17 protein-coding genes are annotated in these 22721 nt (G+C 67.6%); 11 read left to right on the top strand and 6 right to left on the bottom strand.

Features of this window, described 5'->3' with window-relative positions:
* Positions 1–3: 3 nt before the first annotated feature.
* The 3 genes from QSJ30_RS09700 to gmk form a co-directional block, all read right to left on the bottom strand.
* Positions 4–1161: an acyl-CoA dehydrogenase family protein gene (locus QSJ30_RS09700; RefSeq protein ID WP_285608761.1), complete on the bottom strand. Its 1158-nt coding sequence runs from the start codon at positions 1159–1161 to the stop codon at positions 4–6.
* A gap of 12 nt (positions 1162–1173) precedes the next feature.
* Positions 1174–2754, bottom strand: coding sequence for a S41 family peptidase (locus QSJ30_RS09695; protein ID WP_285608760.1), 1581 nt, complete (start codon positions 2752–2754; stop codon positions 1174–1176).
* A 65-nt stretch (positions 2755–2819) separates the two neighbouring features.
* A complete protein-coding gene (gmk, locus tag QSJ30_RS09690) occupies positions 2820–3434 on the bottom strand; it encodes a guanylate kinase (RefSeq protein WP_285608759.1) in 615 nt (204 codons plus the stop codon).
* A gap of 82 nt (positions 3435–3516) precedes the next feature.
* Between gmk and QSJ30_RS09685 the strand changes: the two genes are divergently transcribed.
* Positions 3517–4050: a DUF1579 domain-containing protein gene (locus tag QSJ30_RS09685; protein WP_285608758.1), complete on the top strand. Its 534-nt coding sequence runs from the start codon at positions 3517–3519 to the stop codon at positions 4048–4050.
* Positions 4051–4058: 8 nt separating this feature from the next.
* On the opposite strand, the gene QSJ30_RS09680 is transcribed toward QSJ30_RS09685, so the two are convergent.
* The 3 genes from QSJ30_RS09680 to QSJ30_RS09670 form a co-directional block, all read right to left on the bottom strand.
* Positions 4059–7073: a PEP/pyruvate-binding domain-containing protein gene (locus QSJ30_RS09680; RefSeq protein ID WP_285608757.1), complete on the bottom strand. Its 3015-nt coding sequence runs from the start codon at positions 7071–7073 to the stop codon at positions 4059–4061.
* A gap of 100 nt (positions 7074–7173) precedes the next feature.
* Positions 7174–8523, bottom strand: a complete 1350-nt coding sequence (gdhA, locus tag QSJ30_RS09675) for an NADP-specific glutamate dehydrogenase (RefSeq protein ID WP_285608756.1) — start codon at positions 8521–8523, stop codon at positions 7174–7176.
* A 242-nt stretch (positions 8524–8765) separates the two neighbouring features.
* The gene (locus tag QSJ30_RS09670) at positions 8766–10814 is read right to left on the bottom strand and encodes a molybdopterin oxidoreductase family protein (protein ID WP_285608755.1); all 2049 of its coding nucleotides are present in this window, start codon (positions 10812–10814) and stop codon (positions 8766–8768) included.
* Positions 10815–10930: 116 nt separating this feature from the next.
* Here QSJ30_RS09670 and QSJ30_RS09665 point away from each other — a divergent pair, with 116 nt between their 5' ends.
* From QSJ30_RS09665 to QSJ30_RS09620, 10 genes are all read left to right on the top strand, one after another.
* The gene (locus tag QSJ30_RS09665) at positions 10931–12214 is read left to right on the top strand and encodes a 4Fe-4S dicluster domain-containing protein (protein WP_285608754.1); all 1284 of its coding nucleotides are present in this window, start codon (positions 10931–10933) and stop codon (positions 12212–12214) included.
* A 94-nt stretch (positions 12215–12308) separates the two neighbouring features.
* Complete coding sequence (gene dcuS / locus QSJ30_RS09660; RefSeq protein WP_285608753.1) at positions 12309–13910, top strand: DcuS/MalK family sensor histidine kinase; 1602 nt, start codon at positions 12309–12311, stop codon at positions 13908–13910.
* Positions 13907–14623, top strand: coding sequence for a response regulator (locus QSJ30_RS09655; protein WP_285608752.1), 717 nt, complete (start codon positions 13907–13909; stop codon positions 14621–14623). Before dcuS ends, QSJ30_RS09655 begins: the two co-directional genes overlap by 4 nt.
* 231 nt (positions 14624–14854) lie before the next feature.
* Complete coding sequence (gene dctA / locus QSJ30_RS09650; protein ID WP_285608751.1) at positions 14855–16162, top strand: C4-dicarboxylate transporter DctA; 1308 nt, start codon at positions 14855–14857, stop codon at positions 16160–16162.
* Positions 16163–16383: 221 nt separating this feature from the next.
* Positions 16384–17439, top strand: a complete 1056-nt coding sequence (locus QSJ30_RS09645) for an NAD(P)-dependent alcohol dehydrogenase (RefSeq protein ID WP_285608750.1) — start codon at positions 16384–16386, stop codon at positions 17437–17439.
* Positions 17440–17461: 22 nt separating this feature from the next.
* Positions 17462–18457, top strand: coding sequence for an aldo/keto reductase (locus QSJ30_RS09640; RefSeq protein WP_285608749.1), 996 nt, complete (start codon positions 17462–17464; stop codon positions 18455–18457).
* A 35-nt stretch (positions 18458–18492) separates the two neighbouring features.
* Entirely contained in the window at positions 18493–19083 is a 591-nt protein-coding gene (locus tag QSJ30_RS09635; protein WP_285608748.1) for an NAD(P)H-dependent oxidoreductase, read from the top strand.
* A 61-nt stretch (positions 19084–19144) separates the two neighbouring features.
* Positions 19145–20107: an AraC family transcriptional regulator gene (locus QSJ30_RS09630; RefSeq protein WP_285608747.1), complete on the top strand. Its 963-nt coding sequence runs from the start codon at positions 19145–19147 to the stop codon at positions 20105–20107.
* Positions 20108–20480: 373 nt separating this feature from the next.
* On the top strand, positions 20481–20630 hold the full coding sequence (locus QSJ30_RS09625) for a lmo0937 family membrane protein (RefSeq protein ID WP_285608746.1): 150 nt from the start codon (positions 20481–20483) through the stop codon (positions 20628–20630).
* A gap of 7 nt (positions 20631–20637) precedes the next feature.
* Positions 20638–22716, top strand: coding sequence for an AAA family ATPase (locus QSJ30_RS09620; protein ID WP_285608745.1), 2079 nt, complete (start codon positions 20638–20640; stop codon positions 22714–22716).
* The last annotated feature ends 5 nt before the right edge of the window (positions 22717–22721 follow it).

The following is a 22721-nucleotide window of genomic DNA, read 5'->3' as shown; positions in this document are numbered from 1 at the left end:
CGGTCAGTATTCAGAAAGGAGGTACCGGGCGATCACGGTGCGCTGGATCTCGCTGGTGCCTTCGCCGATGGTGCAGAGCTTCACGTCCCGGTAGTACTTCTCCACCGGGTAGTCCTTGATGTAGCCGTAGCCGCCAAGGATCTGCACGGCCTGGTCCGCCACGCGGCAGGCCACCTCGGAGCTGTAGAGCTTGGCCATGCTGGCGGCCTTGGCGTAGGGCAGGCCCTGGTCCTTCAGGCCCGCGGCGCGGTAGATGAGCAGGCGGGCGGCCTCGATCTCCGTGCCCATGTCCGCCAGCTTGAACTGGATGCCCTGGTGGTCGGCGAGGGGCTTGCCGAAGGTGTGGCGGATCTTGCTGTAGCGGAGCGCCTCCTCGAAGGCGCCCTGGGCCATGCCCAGGCCCAGGGCCCCGATGCTGATGCGACCGCCGTCGAGGGTCTTCATGGCCTGCTTGAAGCCCACGCCATCCTCGCCCAGGAGGTTGGCCGCGGGCACCTTCACGTCCTCCAGGATCAGCTCGGAGGTGTCGCTGGCGCGGAGGCCCAGCTTGTTCTCCTGCTTGCCGGCCCGGAAGCCGTTCATGCCCTTCTCGAGCACGAAGGCGCTGATGCCGTCGGCGCTGGCGCGGCCGGGCTCGGGCGGCCGGGTGCGGGCCATCACCACGAAGATGTCGCCCACGGTGCCGTGGGTGATGAAGGTCTTGGTGCCGTTCAGGATGTAGTGGGAGCCCTCCTTTTTCGCGGAGGTGCGCAGGGAGCCCGCGTCGCTGCCGGAGCCGGGCTCCGTGAGGCCCCAGGCGCCGATGGCCTTGCCGCTGGCCAGGGGCTTCAGCCAGGCCTGCTTCTGGCGCTCGTCGCCCATGGTGAAGATGTGGTTGCTGCAGAGGCTGTTGTGGGCGGCCACGGTGATGCCCACGGAGCCGTCCACCCGGGAGAGCTCCTCCACCACCACGGCGTACTCGGCATAGCCCATGCCGGCGCCGCCGTACTCCTCGGGGAAGATGATGCCCAGCATGCCCATCTCGCCCAGCTGCTTCACCACGGCCATGGGGAAGGTCTTGGCCTCGTCCCAGGCCATGACGTGGGGCCGGATCTCCTTCTCCGCGAACTTGCGGACTTCCTGGCGCAGGGCCTCGACGTGCTCGGGGAGCGTGACATCCATGGGGACCTCGCTTCAGCGGAGGGTGGCGGCGGTGGTCGCGGCGGCGCGCGGGAGCAGTTGCTTCTTGCGGAGCAGGGCCCCGGCCTCGGGCATCACCTCCAGGGCCTTGAGGATCACCGGATCCTTCACGCACTGGAGCTTGAAGCCAGCCTCCACCCCGAAGGCGACATTCTGCATCTCGATGGAGAGCTGCTCCTGCATGGCCTCCAGGTTGTCCGCCCACTCCTTGTCGCTGATGGCCAGCTTCTGCTCCTGGGTCCAGGCCCGGAACCGGGCCATCACCACGTCATCGGCGCGCTCGCCGGGCTTGATGCCGAAGCGCTCCTTCTCCTGGACGGCGTAGCGGAAGAAGGCCGAGTGGCGGAACCGGAGGTTGATCATGAACTCGTTGAGGCGGATCTGGGGCAGGGGATAGTCGGGGTTGATGCCGCCGCCGCCGTAGACCGTGCGGCCCAGGTCCGTCTTGAAGGCCGGGCCCTGGGGCTTGGGATCCTTGTCGTCCTCGGGGTTGTAGTAGTCGTCCAGGCCGTGCGAGTAGTCGCGCTGGATGCTGCGGCCCGAGGGCGTGTAGTAGCGGGCGGTGGTGAGCGCCAGGCCCCGGGAGCGGTTGATGGGGAGCACGCTCTGGACCAGGCCCTTGCCCCAGCTGGTCTGGCCCACCACGAGGCCGCGGTCGTGGTCCTGCACGGCGCCGGTGACGATCTCGCTGGCGCTGGCCGATCCCCGGTTGATGAGGACCACCATGGGGAAGGGGTCGAGCTGGGCCCCCTTGCTGGTGCGGGTCTGGTTCTCGTCCCGGCCGTCGCGGCCCTTCTGGCTCACGATGAGCTGGTCGGGGCCCAGGAGCTGGCGGCAGATGCCGATGGCCGCATCCAGGACGCCGCCGCCGTTGCCGCGAAGGTCGAGGATGAGCTGCTTCATGCCCTGCTTCTTGAGGGTGGCCACGGCCTTCTCGAACTCGTCGGAGGTGGTCTCGCCGAAGTCCTTGATGAGGATGAAGCCCGTGGTGGGATCCAGCATGAAGCTGTAGTAGACGCTGTTGGTGGGTACCTCGGCGCGGGGGATGGAGAAGCGCAGCAGGCCTGCGAGGCCCGCCCGCTGGATGGCCAGCTCCACCAGGGTGCCCTTCTCGCCCCGGAGCTTCTGCAGGGCGGCGTTGGAGGTCATCCCTTCGGTGTTCGCCCCGTCGATCTCCTTGATGATGTCGCCGGAGCGCACGCCCAGGCGCTCTGCCGGGCCGCCCTTCATGGGGCTGATGATGGCGATGCCCTGATCGTGCTGCTGGATGATGGCGCCAATGCCGAAGAAGGAGCCCTTCTGCTCCTCGCGCAGCAGCCGGAACTCGCTCTCGTCCATGTAGTTCGAGTGGGGATCCAGGGTGTGGAGCATGCCCTGGATGGTGGCGTGGGTGATCTGGCGGGGGGCCGGAGGCTCCGGGCTCTGCTTCTGCACCAGGTCCATGACCTCGGTCAGGGTCTCGAGGCTCCGCTGGCGCGCGCCCTCCGCGCCGGACCGGGCCAGCAGGGGCCCCGCCACGGCCACCGTGGCGGCCATCACCATCCACATCCAATTGCGCTTGATGAAACGGGCCATGAGGCTCCCGGGGAGAATGTCTCCAGGATACGCCCGGGCCGTTCCGGGGGCGAAGGGCGGTTTTCCTAGAACCCTTCTAGGATTCTCTGCGCCACGGGGGCCATGCGTTCCCGGCTGGCGCGGGTGGCGTGGATGATGCTCTCGAACTGCCGGTAGGCGAGTTCAAGGTCGTCATTCAGCACCAGGTAGTCGTAGGCGTGGTACAGCTCCAGCTCGTGCCGCGCGTGCTGCATGCGGATGCGGATCTGCTCGTCCGAGTCCTTGCCCCGGCTGCGCAGGCGCTGCTCCAGGGAGGCGGCCGAGGGCGGCAGGATGAAGATCATGCGGGCATCGGGAATGGCCCGGCGCAGGTTGAGGGCGCCCGTGGTCTCGATGTCGAGCAGCACGTCCAGGCCCGTGGCCAGCACACCGCCCAGCCAGTCCCGGCCCGTGCCGTAGCGCTGGCCGTAGACCTGCACCCACTCCACGAAGCCGCCCTCCCGCACCATGGCGTCGAAACGGGCATCGTCGATGAAGAAGTAGTCGCGGCCATCCACCTCGCCGGGGCGGGGCTTCCGGGTCGTGAAGGAGATGGAGAAGATCAGGTCCGGCACGGTCTGCACCAGCCGCTGGGTCAGCGTGGACTTGCCCGCTCCCGACGGCGCGGAGACCACGAACACATTGCCGGGATGGTGGATCAAGGGGCCCCTCCTTTTTCCACTTTAGCGGAACCGCCATGACGCTGGTTTTCCAGGGGCGTAGCATGGTCGCCTGGAGGCCCCCATGCGCACCCTGCTCCTCTCCCTCGGCTGCGTCCTGGCCCTGTCGGCCCAGGAGAGCCCCCTTCCCAAGCCCACGGCCCACCACCTGGCCATGAAGGACCAGGCCGGCACCTGGGTCGCCGTGGCGAAGATGTACATGGACCCCTCGAAGCCGCCCATGGTGTCCAAGGGGACGGAGACCAACACGCTCGTATCGGGCGGGCTGTGGCTGAAGTCCGAGATGCGCGCCGAGCTGATGGGCCAGACGTTCGAGGGTCACGGCCTCTTCGGCTACGACACCCACCAGAACGCCCACGTGGGCAGCTGGGTGGACAACGGCGGCACCTGGATGGCCGTGTCCAAGGGGACGTGCACCAAGGACTGCCGGGAGATGACGCTCTTCTTCGAGGGCTACGACGAGGCGGGGAAGCCCGCCACCTTCAAAGAAATCCACACCCAGGTGGACCGAGACCACCGGACCGCGGTGATGTTCGTGAAGGGCAGGGATGGCGCCTTCGTGAAGATCATGGAGATGGAGTACACCCGGGCGAAATAGGCGCCCGCCTACTGGAACTCCTCCGGCTCCTCCGGGAGGGGCGCCGGTGCGCGCTTGAAGATGGCCGACGCGCTGCGCCGCCCGTCCATGACGATGTGGACGGGCTCCTCCAGGCGGGTGTGCACCAGGCAGCCCGAGCGCCAGGCCTCGGGCTGCCGGCGGAGCCAGTCCCAGTCGAGGAGGCTGGAGCCCCGCGGGTAGGGCACCGTGAAGTAGCCGATGTTCAGGGACGTCACGTTGTGGAAGAAGTGTGACCCCAGCGAGGCGTCCGCCTGGAAGTTCTCCATGGCGTACTCCACGATCACCTGGGCGCAGGAGATCATGGACCAGACGATGGGGATGCCCAGGTGGCGGTCGTTGCTGCCCCAGCGCCCGGGGCCCAGCAGGACGTACTTCCCGCCCTCGAGGCGGAAGCGGTCGTTGAGCTTCTCCAGTTCCGCCGCCAGGGCCGGGGTCTCGAACTTGTCGAAGCCCTCGGGATCCACCCAGACGATGTCCCGCAGGCCCTCCACGGTGCCGTTGCCCACGCAGCGCTCGGAGAAGAGGAAGACCTCGGCGGGGTCGAGGTCCTCGGGCGAGAGGTTGACGTCCCCGCTCTCCATGAGCTGGTGCTTGATCTGCAGGAGGGTGAAGGTGGGCTTGCCGTTCTGAGGATCGGGATCGAGGTTCACGGCGAACTCGATCTCCACGGGCGTCTCCATGGCCTCGCGGATCAGCTCCAGCAGGCGCTGGAGGATGCGGGCCAGGGGGAACTGGTCGTACTTGAGGATATTGCGGAAGTTCACGATGCGCGGGCCCAGGTGGTCGAGGCCGTCCTGGATGCGGTCGTCGTTCCAGTCCCAGACCGAGGCGCAGTGCTGCAGGGCGCCGTCCTTCTCCGCCTCCTGGATGTCGAGGTTGAGCAGGGTCGCGTCCTCGCCGCTGTAGAGGTCCACGGAGGTCCGGCTCATGTCCAGGGCGTAGAACCGCTTCTGGGTGGTGCGCAGCTGCTCCTTGGGGGGCAGCATGTCCATCTCGGGATAGGGCGGGGCGAAGCGGTAGGCCTTCTCGCCCTCCACCACGTACTTGCCCAGGCCCACGGCGATGTTGGCGATGCCGTCCTGGGGCTGGGTGTAGGCCACGGGGTAGTAGTTGAAGGACTGGGCCACGCCGGAGATGTGGGGATAGAAGCGGCTCCCGAAGCGGCGGCCCGAGACCTCCTGGACGAGGATGGCCATCTGCTCCTCCTCGATCTTGTAGTCGATGGCCTGGAAGTAGGCGCGGGAAGCCTTGGAGTACACGGAGGCGTAGACCAGCTTGATGGCCTCCACGAGCTGGACCTCGCGCACCGCGGGGTCGGGGTCGTTGTTGGGCAGGAAGAAGGTGTTGTAGAGGCCCGCGAAGGGATGGGAGAGGCTGTCCTCCAGCAGGCCGGAGGAGCGCACCGCCAGGGGCACCTTCGCGTGCTTCGTGAGGAAGAGCCGCAGCTTGGCCGTCAGCTCCGGCGACAGCGACCCCATGAGGAAGCGCCGCTTGATGGCATCGTCGTCCGGGTCGTCCTGGACCATCTGCCGCAGCCCGTTCCGGTGGATGAAGCCCGTGAACTCCTCCGTGCCGATGATGGCCGAGCGGGGGATGCGGATGTTCGCCTCGGGGACGAGGCTCTCCAGGTCCATGCGGGAGAGCATGGAGTGGGTGTAGGCCACGCCGCGGCCCTTCCCGCCCATGGAGCCGGAGGCCAGGCGGAGGATGTTGGGCTCGTCCCGGGGCGTGGAGTCCGTGAGGGGGATCACCTTGCCCAGGGTCTTCATGCGCTGCACGTAGTCGCCCACGTCGATGAGGAAGGTGCGCATCTCCTCCGGGTCGCGGTAGTCCGAGATGCGGAACCGCGCCAGGACCTTGGCCACCTGGACCTCGCCGCGGGCCATGATCCAGGACGAGAAGTGGTTGCGCATGGCGTGGTAGACCAGGGACTCGGCGGGCACGGTGCGCAGCTTGTCCCGCAGGTCCTCCATGTCCGTGGCGCGGGCGATCTCCTCGCCCTGGGGATCGCGGAAGACGAAGTCGCCGAAGCCCAGGCGCTCGTAGAAGAAGGCGGACAGCTCGGCGCCGAGCGTGTAGGAGTTCTTGTTCAGGAAGCCGCTGCCCAGGGCCGTGGCCCAGGATTCCTTGAGGGGATCCGAGGACTGGAGCAGGGTCGGCAGATCGGGGATGCGCTCCTTCAGGGCCCGGATCAGCTTGATGCCGGCCTCGCGATCCAGGGTGCCGTCCTTGGGGAACTTGCGGTCCGAGATCACGCACAGCAGGCAGTCCTGGAACTGGTCGCAGAAGGCCATGGCCTCTTCGTACGAGGTGGCCAGGATCACCTTGGGGCGGACGCGCATGGACAGGGTGCGCGTCATGCGGTCCATGTTCTGGTCCTTGGCCAGGCGCGTGGTCTGCTTGAGGATCTCGCTGTAGAGGATGGGCAGGTACCGCGAGTAGTAGCGGATGCTGTCCTCCACCAGCAGGATCACGCGGGTGAGGCCCACTTTGGTGTCGTTGAGGACATTGGCGCGGTCCTCCATGAACTTCACCATGGCCATGAAGATCTCGGGGTTGCCGTTCCACACGAAGATCTGGTCGAAGTGGCGTTGGAGCTCCTGCCGGCGCCGGTCCATGACGCCCACTTCCACGTTGTCATTGAGCAGCAGGTAGATGGGGATCCGCGGTGCCGCCTGCCGCAGGGCCCGCGACAGCTCCACATGCCCGCCCTGGCCCAGGCGGCTCATGACGATGATGATGTCGAAGTGCCGGCTGGCGCAGCGCTCCAGGGCCTCGTCCACGGTGGAGACGTTGGTCACCCGGGGCGGGTTGCTCATGTTCAGCTGGTAGTAGCCGTCGAAGAGGATCTCGGTGAGCAGGCCGTCCTGCTCCAGCGTGAAGGCGTCGAAGGCCGGGGCCACCAGGAGGATCTCCCGGGTGCGCAGCGGCATGAGCTCGTGGAAGATCTCCTTGTCCGTCGCGTATTTGTGGAAGATCTCATTGAAGTCGCGACTGAACATGCGGGGGACCTCGATTCCACCGCAGTTTACTTGCCTGGGCACAAAAAGGGGGGCCGCGGACGGCCCCCCTTTTTGTGCCTTGGTGAAAAGCAATGGACGATTACACAAGCCCCTGGTCGATCATGGAGTCGGCGACCTTGAGGAAGCCGGCGATGTTCGCGCCGTTCACGTAGTTGCCGGGGGTGCCGAAGCGGGCGGCGGCATCGGCGCAGGACTTGTGGATGTTGATCATGATCTGGTGCAGGCGGGCGTCCACTTCCTCGGCGGTCCAGCCCAGGCGCATGGAGTTCTGGCTCATCTCCAGGCCGGAGGTGGCCACGCCGCCGGCGTTGGAGGCCTTGCCGGGGGAGAACAGGATCTTGCCGGTGTTGGCCTGGAAGAACTCCACCGCATCCAGGGTGCTGGGCATGTTGGCGCCTTCGATGACGGCCATGCAGCCGTTGGCCATCAGGGCCTTGGCCTCGTCCAGGTTCAGCTCGTTCTGGATGGCGCAGGGCAGGGCCACGTCCACCTTCTGCTCCCAGGGGCGCTTGCCCGCGTGGAACTGGGCGGTCTTGAACTTCTGGGCGTAGGGGGCGACGGACATGCGGTCGATGCGGAGCATCTCCTCCATGTAGGCGATCTTTTCGCCGCTGATGCCGTCGGCATCATAGATGTAGCCGTCGGGGCCGGAGATGGTGACGACCTTGGCGCCCAGCTGGGTGGCCTTGGTGACGGCGCCCCAGGCCACGTTGCCGAAGCCGGACACGGCCACCTTCTTGCCTCCGATGGACTCGCCCTTGGTCTTCAGGGCCTCCTCGGCAAAGTAGACCACGCCGTAGCCCGTGGCCTCGGGGCGCACGAGGCTGCCGCCCCAGTACTGGCCCTTGCCCGTGAGCACGCCCGTGAACTCGTTGGCGAGCTTCTTGTACATGCCGAACATGTAGCCCACTTCGCGGCCGCCCACGCCGATGTCACCGGCGGGCACGTCCGTGTCCGCGCCGATGTGGCGGAACAGCTCCATCATGAAGGACTGGCAGAAGCGCATCACCTCGGCGTCGGACTTGCCGTTGGGATCGAAGTTGGAGCCGCCCTTGCCGCCGCCCATGGGCAGGCCGGTGAGGCTGTTCTTGAAGATCTGCTCGAAGCCCAGGAACTTCAGGGTGTCGAGGGTGACGTTGGGATGGAAGCGGATGCCGCCCTTGTAGGGCCCGATGGCGCTGCTGAACTGCACGCGCCAGCCCGGATTGACGCGGATCTGGCCCTTGTCGTCCACCCAGGGCACGCGGAAGCCGATGGCGCGCTCGGGCTCGACGATGCGCTCGAGGATGGCGTTCTTCTTGTACTTGGGCTCCTTCTCGAGGACCGGGGCCAGCGAGTGGAGGATCTCGGTCGCGGCCTGGATGAACAGGCTTTCCCAGGGGGCCTTCTTCTTGAGGCCCTCAAGGACTTCATTGACGTACTGGCTCATGGTTCCTCCGGGAGGAAGGGGGTGTGAAGGCGAAGCCGGAGCTCCGGTCGAGTGGGGTCTTGAAGGTGGTGGCCGCTGCGCCTGTCCCGAGGCTGCCGCGGCGTGGTTCAGGGGCCGAAAACAGGACGACATGACTCTAGCCTCAGGAGCCGGGCCGGGCGAGGGGCAGGTATCAAGAGGTGATGGGAAGCACTAAAAGAGGGCCATTTGATGGGCGCGCAGGGCATTATCTTGACGATGCGTCAAGAATGGCCCCTGAGCACGGGGAGGACGCCCGACCAGCCGGCCCGCACCTCCACCCGGTTGTCGTAGAAGGTACTGCCGCCGCCGCGGTCCGTGAGCCGCTGGGAGGTCAGGGCGTTCACGGTGCGGTCGCCGGGCGCGAAGCGGCGCCACCACACGCCCTCGGCCACCGCGACCCCGGCGGGCACCTTGTCCGTCACCTCCAGGGTGAAGGCCACCTCGCCCAGGCCGTTGAAGGCCGTCACCGGACCGCCGTCCGCCAGGCCCCGGGCCGCGGCCTCGGCGGGGTTCACCCGGAGGGCCATCCGGCCCATGCGCCGCCGCAGCTCCTCCCGCTCATGGAAGGTGGAGTTGAGCCCCTGCACGGCGGGCGCCGTGACGAGCTGGAGCGGGTGCGGGTCTCCCGCGCTGTGGGGCGGCAGGAAGCGGGGCAGGGGCTCCGGGTCGCGGGGGTTGAGGATCTCGACCTTGCCGCTGGGCGTCTGGAAGCGGAGATCCGGACCGCCGCCCGGATCCAGCTCCACGGGGAAGCCCGCGGCGAGGCGGCCTTCGTCCAGGCCCGCCCGCCAGGGGTGGGGCTCGGCCAGGAGCGCATCGATGAGGTTGTCCGCGGACTGCGAGAACACCGCTTCCGTGAAGCCCATGGCCCGGGCCAGGGCCTGGAACACCTCGAGGTTCGAGCGGCTCTCCCCCACGGGCGCCACGGCGGGCCGCGCCCGCTGCACGCAGTAGGAGCCGTAGGCGCGGTAGAGGTCGCTGTGCTCCAGCGAGCTGGTGGCGGGCAGGACCAGGTCGGCGAACAGTGCCGTGTCCGTCATGAACCGCTCGTGCACCACCGTGAAGAGGTCCTCCCGCGCCAGGCCGCGCAGCACGGCGTTCTGGTCCGGCGCCACCACGGCGGGGTTCGAGTGGTAGACGTAGAGCGAGGCCACCGGCGGGTCCCGAAGCTCGTTCAGGGCCCAGCCCAGGTGGTTCATGTTGAGGGTGCGGACGGGGCCGGGCAGCAGGTCCTCGCGCTCGATGAGGCGCATGGGGAAGGCGCCGCCGGTGCTGGTGGATGCGAAGGCGCCGCCGCCGGGCTTGGCATAGGCCCCCACGAAGGCGGGCAGACAGGCCAGGGTGCGCAGGGTCATGGCGCCGTTGCCGTAGCGCGAGATCCCGTTCCCCGGGCGCAGGTGCGGGTCGCGGGCGCGGCCATAGGCCTCCGCCAGCTCACGCACCGTGGCCGCGGGCACGCCGGTGATCGCCTCCACCCGCTCAGGCGGGTAGTCCGGGAGGATGCGTTCCCGCAGCTCCGCCGCGCCCTGGACATGGGCGGCGAGGAAGGCCTCGTCGCAGAGCTTCATCCGGTCCAGCAGGTGGAGGATGCCCAGGGCCAGAGCCCCGTCCGTGCCCGGGCGCACCAGCACCACGCGGTCGCAGAGGGGCGCGGTGGCGTGGGCGTAGGTGTCGATGAGCCAGACCTGGGCGCCTTTGCGCTTGGCCTCGCGCACGGCGTGGAGGCTGTGGACCTGGGTGGCGGCGGCGTTGATGCCCCAGAGCAGGATGAGGTCGCTGGTGGCGCAGGCGTCCGGGTGCGGCGCGGGCGTGCCGCCCATCACCAGGGCCCAACCCTCGCTCTTGGCGGGCGAGCAGATGGTGCGGTCCAGCTTCGAGGCTCCCAGGCGATGGAAGAAGGCATGCCCGGCGTTGCGCTGGACGAGGCCCATGGTGCCCGCGTAGGAGTAGGGCAGGATGGCCTCGGCGCCGTGCGCGGCGATGATCCGCCGCCAGCGCTCGGCGATCTCCCCGAGGGCCTCCTCCCAGGAGACGGGCGCGAACGCGCCCTCGCCCTTGGCGCCGGTCCGGCGGAGCGGCGTCGTCAGCCGCTCCGGATGGTGCACCGTGTCCTGGTAGCGGTTCATCTTGGGGCAGAGGGCCCCCCGGGTGAAGGGATGCTCCGGGTCCCCCGCCACCGCCACGGCACGACCTTCCTCCACCGTCACCAGGAGGCCGCAGGCGTCGGGGCAGTCGTAGGGGCAGACGGAGCGGTGGAGGCTGGTCGGCATGGGCCCTCCGGGCGAAGGTCCCATTGTCGCTTTTCTGGGAAAGAATCCCAGCCCCGCCCTGACCTGGGGGGCCCCGTCGGCCGGCCGCGGGACTATCCTGACGGCAGGAATCCCCCATGGGCCACGCCACCCTCCACCCCGGCCACGGCACCTACGAGCGCCTGGTGGCCCGCCTGAACCGCTTTCCCCAGGGCGCCCCGCCTTCCGAACGGCTGTTCCAGATCCTCCGCCTGCTGGTGAGCGAGGAGGAAGCCGATCTGCTGGCCCAGGTCCCCATCCGCCCCTTCACGGCCCGCCGGGCCGCCGCCATCTGGAGGATCCCGCAGGACCGGGCGCAGGCGGCGCTGGACGCCCTCGCGGAGCGGGCCATGCTGCTGGACTTCACGCAGGACGGGGAGACGCGCTACGTGTTGCCCCCACCCATGGCGGGATTCTTCGAGTTCTCCATGATGCGGGTGCGCGGGGACGTGGACCAGAAGGCCCTGGCCGAGCTGTTCCACCAGTACCTGAACGTGGAGGAGGACTTCGTGCGGGCCCTGTTCGCGAATGGCGAGACCCAGGTCGGCCGGGTCTTCGTGGATGAGACGGCCCTGCCCCGGGAAGACAGCCTGGTGGTCCTGGACCACGAACGGGCCAGCGAGGTGGTGCGCTCGGCCAAGGCCATCGGCGTCGGCACCTGCTACTGCCGCCACAAGATGGCCCACCTGGGGAAGGCCTGCGACGCGCCCATGGACATCTGCATGACCTTCGGCACCTGCGCGGATTCCCTCACCCGCCACCACGTGGCGCGGCGGGTGGAGGCCTCCGAGTGCCTCGACCTGCTCCAGCAGGCCCGGGAGCGGGGCCTGGTGCAGTTCGGGGAGAACGTCCGGGAGCAGGTGAGCTTCATCTGCAACTGCTGCGGCTGTTGCTGCGAGGCCATGATCGCCGCGCGGAGGTTCGCCTTCATGAAGCCTGTCCACACCACCAACTTCCTGCCGGAGCTGGCCACCGACTGCTGCAATGGCTGCGGCAGGTGCGTCAACGCCTGCCCCGTGGAGGCGCTCAGCCTCGTGTCGGCTCACGACCCCCACCACCCGGCGGGGAAGCGCGCCCAGCTGGACGAGGAGCGCTGCCTGGGCTGCGGCGTGTGCGTCCGGGCCTGTGCGAAAGACGCGATTCGGTTGAAGTCTCGTCGGGCGCGGGTGCTCACGCCCGCCAACACCGCCCACCGGACCGTCCTGATGGCCCTGGAGCGGGGCCAGCTGGCCGAGCTCCTGGTGGACGGGCAGTCCGGCTACGGCCACCGCGCCGTCGGGGCCCTCCTGGGCGCGGTGCTCAAGCTCCCGCCCCTCAAGCAGGCCCTGGCCTCCAGGCAGCTGAAGTCGCGCTACCTGGACCGCCTGATGACGGGGATGTGAGCCGTTTCCGGGGAGGGTCCCCGCTTGCAATGAGCGACCATTCCCCTGACGGCTTCGCCGTTCCGGGGCCTTCCACCGTACGATGGTCCCTACCATGCCCCGGACGCGCCCCTTCCTCCAGCTCAGGACCAGGATCACCCTCCTGGTCAGCCTGATTCTGGGCCTGGCCCTGCTGGTGACGGGCGTCCTGGTGGACTGGAAGATGGAACAGCAGGCGCGGGAGGCCCTGAGCGGCAAAGTGACCCTGCTGTCCCGGGTCATGGCCGAGTCGGAGACGGTGCGCGAAGGCCTGGCGGGCCAGCGGCCGCCGGCCCAGATCCAGGCCCTGGCGGAGCGGCTCCGGGCCGAGGCGGGCGTGGACTACGTCGTGGTGATGGACATGAACGGCCTCCGGCTCTCCCATCCCAACGCGTCCCTGATCGGGGCCCGGTTCGTGGGCGGCGATGATGCGGAGGTCTACCGCGGGCGCGCCTACCTCTCGGTGGCCCAGGGCACGCTGGGGGTCTCCCTGCGCGCCTTCACGCCCGTCCGGCAGGGCGACCGGCAGGTGGGGGCCGTGGCCGTGGGCCTCCTCCAGTCGGGGCTGGACCGGGCCATCGTAAGCGTGCAGAAGCGGATCCTGTTCGGCGGCCTCATCGGCTTCGCGGCCGGGATCCTGGGCGCGGCCTACCTGGCCGGCCGCATCAAGCGGATCCTGATGGGGATGGAGCCCCAGGAGATCTCCACCCTGCTGCAGCAGCGCAACGCCATGCTGCACTCGGTGCGGGAGGGCATCATCGGGGTGAACCGGGAGCTGGTGGTCACCATCGTCAACGAGGAGGCCCTGCGACTGTTCGCCCTGGCGGGCAGCCACGGCGAGCTGGTGGGCCACCCGGTGGAGGAGGTCCTGCCCAGCTCACGCCTCGGCACGGTCATGGAGACGGGGCAGGCGGAGTACGACCAGGAGGGCGATATCCTGGGCCTGAAGATCCTGACGAACCGGGTGCCCGTGCTGGTGGACGGCCGCATCACCGGGGCCCTGGCCACCTTCCGCGACATCACCGAGATGAACCGGCTGGCGGAGCAGCTCACGGGTGTCCGCCTCTACGCCAACGCCCTCCGGGCCCAGGCCCACGAGTTCATGAACAAGCTGCACGTGATCCTCGGGCTGGTGCGGCTGGAGGAGTACGAGCGCCTCAAGGCCTACATCACGGGCGTGGTGGGGCGCCTGGACGACGAGGTGGGCTTCGTGGTCCAGCGCATCAAGGATCCTGTCGTCGCAGGCTTCCTGCTGGCCCGGTTCGCCTCGGCGCGGGAGCAGAACATCCTCATGGAGCTGGACCAGGACGCCTCGCTGCCTCCCTGTCCCGATGACGCCGCCTCCCACGACCTCGTCACCGTGCTCGGCAACCTGCTGGAAAATGCGGTCGAAGCCATCGGCGACGGCACCCGCCGCGAGATCCACGTGTCCCTCCGGCCCGAGGGAGCGCTCCTGCACCTGTCTGTTGCGGACAGCGGGCCAGGGCTGCCCGAGGAAGTGCTCGCCCGGCCCTTCACGCTGGGCTTCTCCACCAAGGGTGAGAACCGCGGCTTCGGCCTCTGGCAGGCCGCCCGGGCCATCGAGGGGCGGGGCGGGCGGCTGGTGGCGGCGAACCGCGAGGGCGGCGGCGCCGTCTTCACGGCCACGTTCACCCTGTTCCCCGGGGAGGAACCATGATCCGGGTGCTGCTGGTCGAAGACGATCCCATGGTGGCCGAGCTCAACCGGATGTACCTCAGCCGCGTGCCGGGCTTCGAGACCGTGGCCTCCGCCCGGAGCGCCGCCGAGGCCCTCGACCTGCTGCAGAGCCACACGGTGGACCTCCTGCTGCTGGACATCTTCATGCCCGGGCAGAGCGGCATCGAGCTCATGGAGGCCATCCGGCGGCGGGCCCTGGACGTGGACGTGATCTTCGTGACCGCCGCGCGGGATGCGGCGACCATCGACCGGGCCCTGAAGCTCGGCGCCGTGGACTACCTCATCAAGCCCTTCGAGTTCGAGCGCCTCAAGCAGGCCCTGGAGCGCTACGGCGAGACCCGCCGCCTGATCCGGGATGGCCAGGCCCTCGACCAGGCTGAGCTCGACAAGCGTCTGGCCCGCCGGGCCCCGGAAGCGGGCAAGGCGGAGGCGCTTCCCAAGGGTCTCGACCGGAACACCCTCGACAAGGTCCTGAAGGTCATCGCCGCATGGGAGGGAGCCTCCCCCTGGTTCACCAGCGAGGAGATCGGCCAGCAGGTGGGCATCTCCAGGGTGTCCGTGCGGAAGTACTTCGAGTTCCTCTGCACCCTCAAGGTGCTGCGCATGGAGCCCGGGTACGGCACGGGGGGGCGGCCGGTCCACCGGTTCCAGCTGCAGAAGGCCTACCTGCGCGAGGCGAAGCGCTTCCTCTGAGGCCGCTTACAAAAGTTTCAATTCCCGGAATCAACTTCCAGAACGACCGCCCTCCGGCCAGGTCACCCAGAATTGGGCAAACCACCCGTAGGTCGCGTGAGCAGGATGCTGCTCGGAACCGGTCCCCTTCCCCGGCGCGCGCCTCCAACCTGGCATCTTTCCCACCTTGTCCACATCCGGCCCGCCCAGGGCCGCCGATCGTCCATGGCCGGATTTCTGAAAGGAGCAAGCATGTTCAAGCGAGCTGCATCAAAACTGTACAACTGGGTCGCCCTCATGATCGTCCTCGGCGCGCTGCTGGGGCACTTCTACCCCGGCGTGGCCGTGAAGATGCAGCCCGTGGCCGACGGCTTCATCGCCCTCATCAAGATGCTCATCCCCCCGGTGATCCTCTGCAGCGTGGTGCTGGGCATCGCGGGCTCCGGCAGCATCAAGAAGGCCGGCCGCGTGGGCGGCAAGGCCATCCTCTACTTCGAGATCGTCAGCACCCTGGCGCTGGTGATCGGCCTCGTCATGGCCAACGTGTTCGGGCCCGGCCGGAGCTTCCATGCGGATCCCGCCAAGCTCGATCCCAAGCTCGTGGCCAACTACGTGACCCAGGCCCAGCACCTGACCATCACGGACCACCTGCTGAAGATGATCCCCAAGACCATGTTCAGCGCCTTCACCGATGGCGACATCCTGCAGGTGCTCCTGATCTCCGTGCTGCTCGGCTTCTCCGTGGCGGCCCTCAGCGAGAAGCACAAGGCGCCCCTCATCGGCTTCCTGGAGAACGTCAGCAAGATGTTCTTCGGCGTCATGCACCAGATCCTCTACCTCGCCCCCCTGGGCGCCGGTGCGGCCATCGCCTACACCATCGGCAAGTTCGGGCTGAAGTCGCTGGTGCCCATGGCGCAGCTCATCTTCCTCTTCTACGCGACCTGTGCCGTCTTCATCTTCCTCGTGCTGGGCCTCATCGCGCGGTTGGCGGGCTTCAACATCTTCAAGGTGGTGGGCTACATCAAGGATGAGCTGCTGCTGGTCATGGCCACCAGCTCCTCCGAGTCCGCGCTGATCCCCCTCATGGAGAAGATGGAGAAGCTGGGCCTGTCCAAGTCCATCGTCGGGCTGGTTATCCCCACGGGCTATTCCTTCAACCTGGATGGCACCAACATCTACATGACCCTGGCCTCGCTCTTCATCGCCCAGGCCCTGGGCATCGAGCTCACCCTGGGCCAGCAGCTGGGCATCCTGGTGGTGGCGATGATCACCAGCAAGGGTGCCGCCGGCGTCACCGGCTCGGGCTTCATCACCCTGGCCGCCACCCTGGCGGTGGTGCCCGGCATCCCCGTGGCCGGCATGGCCCTCATCCTGGGCATCGACAAGTTCATGTCCGAAGCCCGCGCCATCACCAACCACATCGGCAACTGCATCGCCGCCGTGGTGATGGCCAGCTGGGAGAAGGAGCTGGACTGGGACCGGTTCCACGCCGTCCTGGGCAAGTCCAAGGAGGTCACTCCTGTGGTTGAAGTGCCAGTCCTGGCGAACGAGATGGAATAGGACCTGAGCACGAACGGGAACGTTCGTTCTTCACCGCAGAAAAGCCCCCGCGCCGCGGGGGCTTTTCTGCGGATGGAGGTGCCGGGGGTGTCCACCATCTCCCTGGAGTTTCGGGCTAGAAGTTAGGAGTAATAGGCAAATCCGGAGGTCCATCCGTTCCTAGACTTCCTTCTGTCGCCACACCGGTCGAGGCCCGACCTCGCCCAGGCACGGAGGAAGCAATGACCCTCAACGTTCTCGGCTACGCCGCCCAGTCCCCCACCTCGGCGCTGGCGCCCTTCCCCTTCGAGCGCCGCGACCCCCGGCCTGACGACGTGGTGATCGACATCCTCTACTGCGGCGTCTGCCACTCGGACCTGCACACGGCCCGCAACGACTGGGGCTGGACCACGTACCCCATCGTCCCCGGCCACGAGATCATCGGCCGCGTGCGCTCGGTGGGCGCCGCCGTCACCCGCTACAAGGCGGGCGATGCTGTGGGCGTGGGCTGCCTGGTGGACTCCTGCCGCCACTGCAAGCCCTGCGAGCACGGCGAGGAGCAGTACTGCCAGAACGGCTTCACCGGCACCTACGGCGGCACGGACCGCCATGACGGCCGGCCCACCCAGGGCGGCTACTCGGACCAGCTCGTGGTGTCCGACCGCTTCGTGCTGAAGGTCCCCGAAGGGCTGGACCTGAAAGGCGCCGCGCCGCTTCTCTGTGCCGGCATCACCACCTGGTCGCCCCTGCGGCACTGGAAGGTGGGCCCGGGCAGCCAGGTGGCCGTGGTGGGCCTCGGCGGCCTCGGCCACATGGGCCTGAAGTTGGCCAAGGCCCTGGGCGCCGAGGTGACCCTCTTCACGCGCTCCCAGGGCAAGGAGGCCGATGCCCGGCGCCTGGGCGCGGACCGCGTGGTGCTGTCCACCGATGCCGCTCAGATGGCGTCGGTCGCGGGCTGCTTCGACCTCATCGTCGACACCGTGCCCTACGTCCACGACCTGAATCCCTACCTCCCGACCCTGGCCACGAACGGCACCCTCGTGCTGGTGGGCTACCTGGGTGGGCTGGAGCCCATGCTCAACACGGTGCCCATGGTCCTCGGCCGCAAGTCCGTGGCGGGCTCCCTCATCGGCGGCATTGCCGAGACGCAGGAGATGCTCGACTTTTGTGGGAAGCACGGCATCACGTCCGATGTGGAGGTCATCCGCATGCAGGACATCAACGGCGCCTACGAGCGCCTGCTGAAGAGCGATGTGAAGTACCGCTTCGTCATCGACATGGCCTCGCTGAAAGACTGAAGAAACCACAAGGAGAATTCCCATGAAGCTGCGAACACTCGGTACCAACGGCCTGAATGTCTCCGCCCTCGGCCTGGGCTGCATGGGCCTGAGCTTCGGGCTCGGCCCCGCCGTCGAGAAGCAGGAAGGCATCGCCCTCATCCGGGCCGCCGTGGAGAAGGGCGTCACCTTCTTCGACACGGCGGAGGTCTACGGCCCCTGGACGAACGAGGCGCTGGTGGGCGAGGCCCTGGCCCCCTTCAAGGGACGGGTGGCCATCGCCACCAAGTTCGGCTTCGCCATCGACCAGGTCTCGGGCCAGAACCCGGGCGGCCTGAACAGCCGGCCCGAGCGCATCCGGGCCGTGGCCGAGGCCTCGCTGATGCGCCTGCGCATCGACGCCATCGACCTCTTCTACCAGCACCGCGTGGATCCCGAGGTGCCCATCGAGGACGTGGCCGGCACGGTCAAGGACCTCATCCGGGAAGGCAAGGTCAAGCACTTCGGCCTCTCCGAAGCCGGCGCGGCCACCATCCGCAAGGCCCACGCCGTGCAGCCCGTGGCCGCCCTCCAGAGTGAGTACTCCCTCTTCTGGCGCGAGCCCGAGGTGGAGATCATCCCCACGCTCGAAGCGCTGGGCATCGGCTTCGTGCCCTTCAGTCCCCTCGGCAAGGGCTTCCTCACCGGCAAGATCGACGAGACCACCACCTTCGACCCCACCGACTTCCGCAACGTGGTGCCCCGCTTCACGCCCGAGGCCCGGAAGGCCAACCTCGCCCTGGTCGAGGTGCTCAAGACCCTCGCGCTCGCGAAGGGTGCGACGCCCGCTCAGCTCGCCCTGGCCTGGCTGCTGGCCCAGAAGCCCTGGATCGTCCCCATTCCCGGCACCACCAAGCTGCATCGGCTCGAAGAGAACCTGGGGGGCGCCGCCCTCGACCTGACCGCCGAAGACCTGAAGGCCATCGACGCTGCCGCCTCCCAGGTCGAGCTGCAGGGCGCGCGGTACCCGGAGCACCTGCAGAAGCTGGTGGGCCGCTGATCGGAAGGAAGCCAGGAAACGAGGGAGTCAGACCCATGAACGTTCTCATCATCAATGCCCACCTCACCTATCCCGGATGGTCCGAGGGCAAGCTGAATCTCGCCTTCATGGACCAGGCGAAGGCCTTCTTCCTGGCACGCGGACATCAGGTCGCCGAGACCTACATCGAGCGCGGCTATGACCCGGAAGAAGAGGTGGGGAAGCACGTGGCCGCCGACCTGGTGATCCTCCAGACGCCGGTGAACTGGTTCTCCGCGCCGTGGATCTACAAGAAATACGTGGATGAAGTCTTCAACGCTGGGCTGACCACCAAGGTCCTGCTCGAAGGCGATGGCCGCACGCGCCAGGATCCGGGCTGGCAGTACGGGACGGGTGGCCTCATGCAGGGGCGGGCCTTCATGATCTCCGCCACCTGGAATGCCCCAAGAGAGGCCTTCGACAACCCCACCGGCGTGCTGTACGGCGGCAAGGGAACGGCCGACCTGTTCCTCCACATCACCTCGAACTACAAGTTCATGGGGTTCGACATCCTCCCGGACTACGGGGTGTTCGACATCTTCAAGGCGCCGGATATTCCGCGCGCGCTTGAGGACTACGAGCGGCACCTGGAGACACACTGCCTGTAAACACTCGACCCGCGGCCGCATGCTGTGGCCCAGGCGTGAGATCTTGTCTCGGGACCTTTCCATGAGCCGAACGCCCAATCCCTCTCCGGCCCCGAGCTCCGATTCCGGCTCGCCAGACTTAGCGCGGCTCGCAGACCTGCTGCTGGCCCATGCGCCCTTCGACGGCACCTTCGAGCTGCGGCTGCCGGGCGTCCACGTCTCCCGGGCCTCCCGCGCCCACAAGGACTTCCACCACGCCGTGCAGCGGCCCGCGCTCTGCCTGGTGGCCCAGGGCGCGAAGCGGGTGCTGCTGGGGCCGGAGCTCTACGAGTACGACGCCTCGCGGGTGCTGGTCTACTCCGTGGATGTCCCCGTGTCGGCCCAGGTCACCCAGGCCAGCCTGGAGGCGCCCTACCTCGGCGTCCGCATCGACCTGGACCCGGCGCGGATCGCCGACCTGACGGCCAGGGTCTACCCCCTCGGCCTGCCCCGCCGGGGCGAGGGCCGCGCCATCTGCGTGGACCAATTGGACGCGCCGGTGATCAACGCGGTGGTGCGCCTGCTGGAGCTGGCCTCCCGGCCCGACGAGGCGGAGCTCCTGGCCCCGCTCGTCCTCGACGAGATCCTCATCCGGCTCCTGCGGAGCCCGCTGGGCCCGCGGGTGGCGCTGATCGGGCAGGAGGAGAGCCAGCTCCACCGGGTCTCCAAGGCCGTGGCCTGGGTCCGCGCCCACTTCGACCAGCCGCTGGATGTGGAGCGCCTCGCCACCTTGGTACACATGAGCCCCTCCTCCTTCCACCAGCACTTCAAGGCCGTCACCGCCATGAGCCCCCTGCAGTACCAGAAGGCCATCCGCCTTCAGGAAGCGCGGCGCCTCATGCTGCTCACCCGCCTCGATGTCGGCACCGCCGGCCGCCGCGTGGGCTACCAGAGCCCCTCGCAGTTCGCCCGGGAGTACGGGCGGTACTTCGGGAATGCGCCGACCAAGGATGTGGCGCGGCTGCGGGAGGAAGCGGGATCGGCAGGGCCTGCTCCTGCGGAGTGACTGGATAGCCGTCTGACCGGAAGGCGGGGCATCTGGCTTCCTGCGTCCCCTGGAATGGAGGCGGCCACGGCTGCTCAGATGCGGCCGGGCTCCCTGCGATTCCTGCGGACGGTCCTGACGTCGGGAAACGCCAGACCGGTGCCTGGGTCCATCCGTCTTGATGTGGCGCTCTTTCAGAATGATCGATGACCCGGGCCCACCCAAGAGGCGCATTCGTAAATATAAGATAGAACACGCATTAATTTATGGCGCGGAAGATGCTCTGTGGTTTGGGCCGCCGCTCCGGCGCGCCCTGCTGCGTTGGCCGGGCAGGTTGAAACCCTCTGTCTTCGAGGTTTCCTGAAGGGGAAGCCCTATCTGAAAGGAATACATCATGTTGTGGACCATCGCCGTCGTTCTCGTCGTCCTCTGGGTCCTGGGGCTCGTGACCGCCTACACCATGGGCGGACTCATTCACGTGCTGCTGGTGCTCGCCGTCATTGCCATCATCATCCAGGTCATCCAGGGGCGACGGCTGCTCTAGGTCAGCCATGTCCCATCCGCCCAAACCCCGCGGCACAGGACAGGGCGCCACAGACCTGTGGTCTGCCGTCAAGAAGACCGCGGGGCGGCTCATGGCCTGGCTGGACATCCAGCCACCGGCGGTCCTGTTCACCCTGCTGGCCGCGGTCGTCCTGATTCCGGCCGCCGGCGTCTACTCGTTCAGCCTGATCCAGAAGCGGACCGCGCCCGCCGGGCCGGTCGAGGCTCTGGCCGTCGACGGCCAGGCGGGCGGTGGGGCGTGGTCGCTCAACGACCAGCTGCCCGTGGTCATGGGTCCCGGCTCGCTGCTGAGTTTTCTGGAAACCAACCCGGTCGAGCGGGTCAATGTGATCTACAAGCCACTGACCTGGGACGTATCCGAGCGCATGGTCCTGGTCGAGTCGCAGGGCAAGTATCACGCGTACTACCCCAGCGACATGGAGGCCCGGATCTTCACCGGCAAGGCTGTCACCGCGGCCTGGGCCGGCCAGCTGGTCTTCATCCCGCGCAGTGAACTCCGGGCCGGCAACCTCAGATTGATCGAGCAGCTGGACGCGCGCTTTTCTGGAGCCCGTCCACAGTCCGAGAAATACGCGTGGCTGTCGGTCGCCGGCGGCCTGCTGTCGGCAGTGCTTGTGCTGGGCGTGCTGGGGTTCGTGGTCATGCAGCTGAAGGGCCACTTCAAGAGGCTCAGATTCATCGAGCCATCGCAGGTGCATGGCTCCATTGATGACCTGGTCGGCATGGATGACATCAAGGCCGAGGTGGCCCAAATCAAGGATCAATATGAGCGCCGGGCGGAGTACGCCGAGTACGGCATCGTGAAGCCCTTCAATGTGATGTTCAGCGGCCCGGCGGGGACCGGCAAGACCAAGCTGGCCAGCTACCTGGCCAAGGAGCTGGGACTCCCGATCCTGTTCCACTCCGCAGCCAACCTTGAAACGGGCCTCGTGGCCGGGGGCTCGAATACGCTCACCCGCATCCTGGCGCAGGCGACGAAGCGCAAGCGCTGCATCGTCTTCCTGGACGAGGCCCAGGACCTCTTCATGAAGCGCGGAGGCCGCCGCAAGTTCGACGACGACACCTCGAACACCTTCCTGTCCGTGCTGGATGGTGTGCGAAGCAAAAACGGCGCCGAGATCATCTGGATCGTGGCCAGCAACTTCAACAGCGAAACCATGCAGATGGACGAGGCCATGCTGCGCCGCTTCCAGATGAAGGTGGACTTCCGCATGCCAAACCAGGAGGAGCGGCTGGCGATCATCACGCATTACCTGGGGCAGCGCGCCGACAAGGTGCTGCCCGACCTGGATCTTCGCCACCTCGTCGCCGTGACCGAGGGCCGCAGCCCCGCGGACCTGGAGACCATCGTCAATCAAGCCGGCATCACCGCCGTGCAGGCGGGCGGCCTGATCGGGGAGGCGACCCTGATGCAGGCCGCGGAGCGTGTGCTCGTGGGCAACGTCAATGTCGAAACCACCCAGGAACGCCAGCGCGACCGCCGCATCATCGCCACGCATGAGTGGGGCCACTTCCTGGTGGACCTCGACCACGAGCGGAAGCTGACCCACGACAACTGGGAGCAGATGCTGGCCGAGGTGAAGACCATCAAGATTTCGCTCATGGCCAACCCCCGCACCAATGCGCTGGGGTTCGTCTTCCACAAGCAGGGGGTCAACCTGCTCAAGTCTAAGGGCGACATCGAACACGAGGTGCGCGTGCTTCTGGGGGGCATGGCCAACGAGGAGCTGTTCTTCGGCGAGGAGGGCACCACCAACGGCGCGCACAACGACATCACCCGCGTGACGAAGCTGCTGCACCATGCCGTGGGCGAAATGGGCATGTACCGCAAGACCCGCCTCAATTTTGGCGCGCTCGGTCAGAACAGGTCCGATGGCGGCCCGGATGTGGACGAGGAAACGCGCAGCATCATGGAAGCGCAGAGCGAGCGCTTGTATGGCGAGACGAAGGCGGTCCTGGCCGGGCTCATGCCCCTGACCGAGCACCTGGTTGGCAAGCTGCTGGCGAAGCATGAGATGAGCCTGGGCGAGGCGCTGAACGAAATCCGCAGCTTCGAATCAGGCTGATGCTG

The organism is Geothrix edaphica (assembly GCF_030268045.1).
GTDB lineage: Bacteria > Acidobacteriota > Holophagae > Holophagales > Holophagaceae > Geothrix > Geothrix edaphica.
The sequence above is the reverse complement of the archived record's forward strand: the minus strand, read 5'-3'. Positions and strand labels throughout refer to the sequence as shown.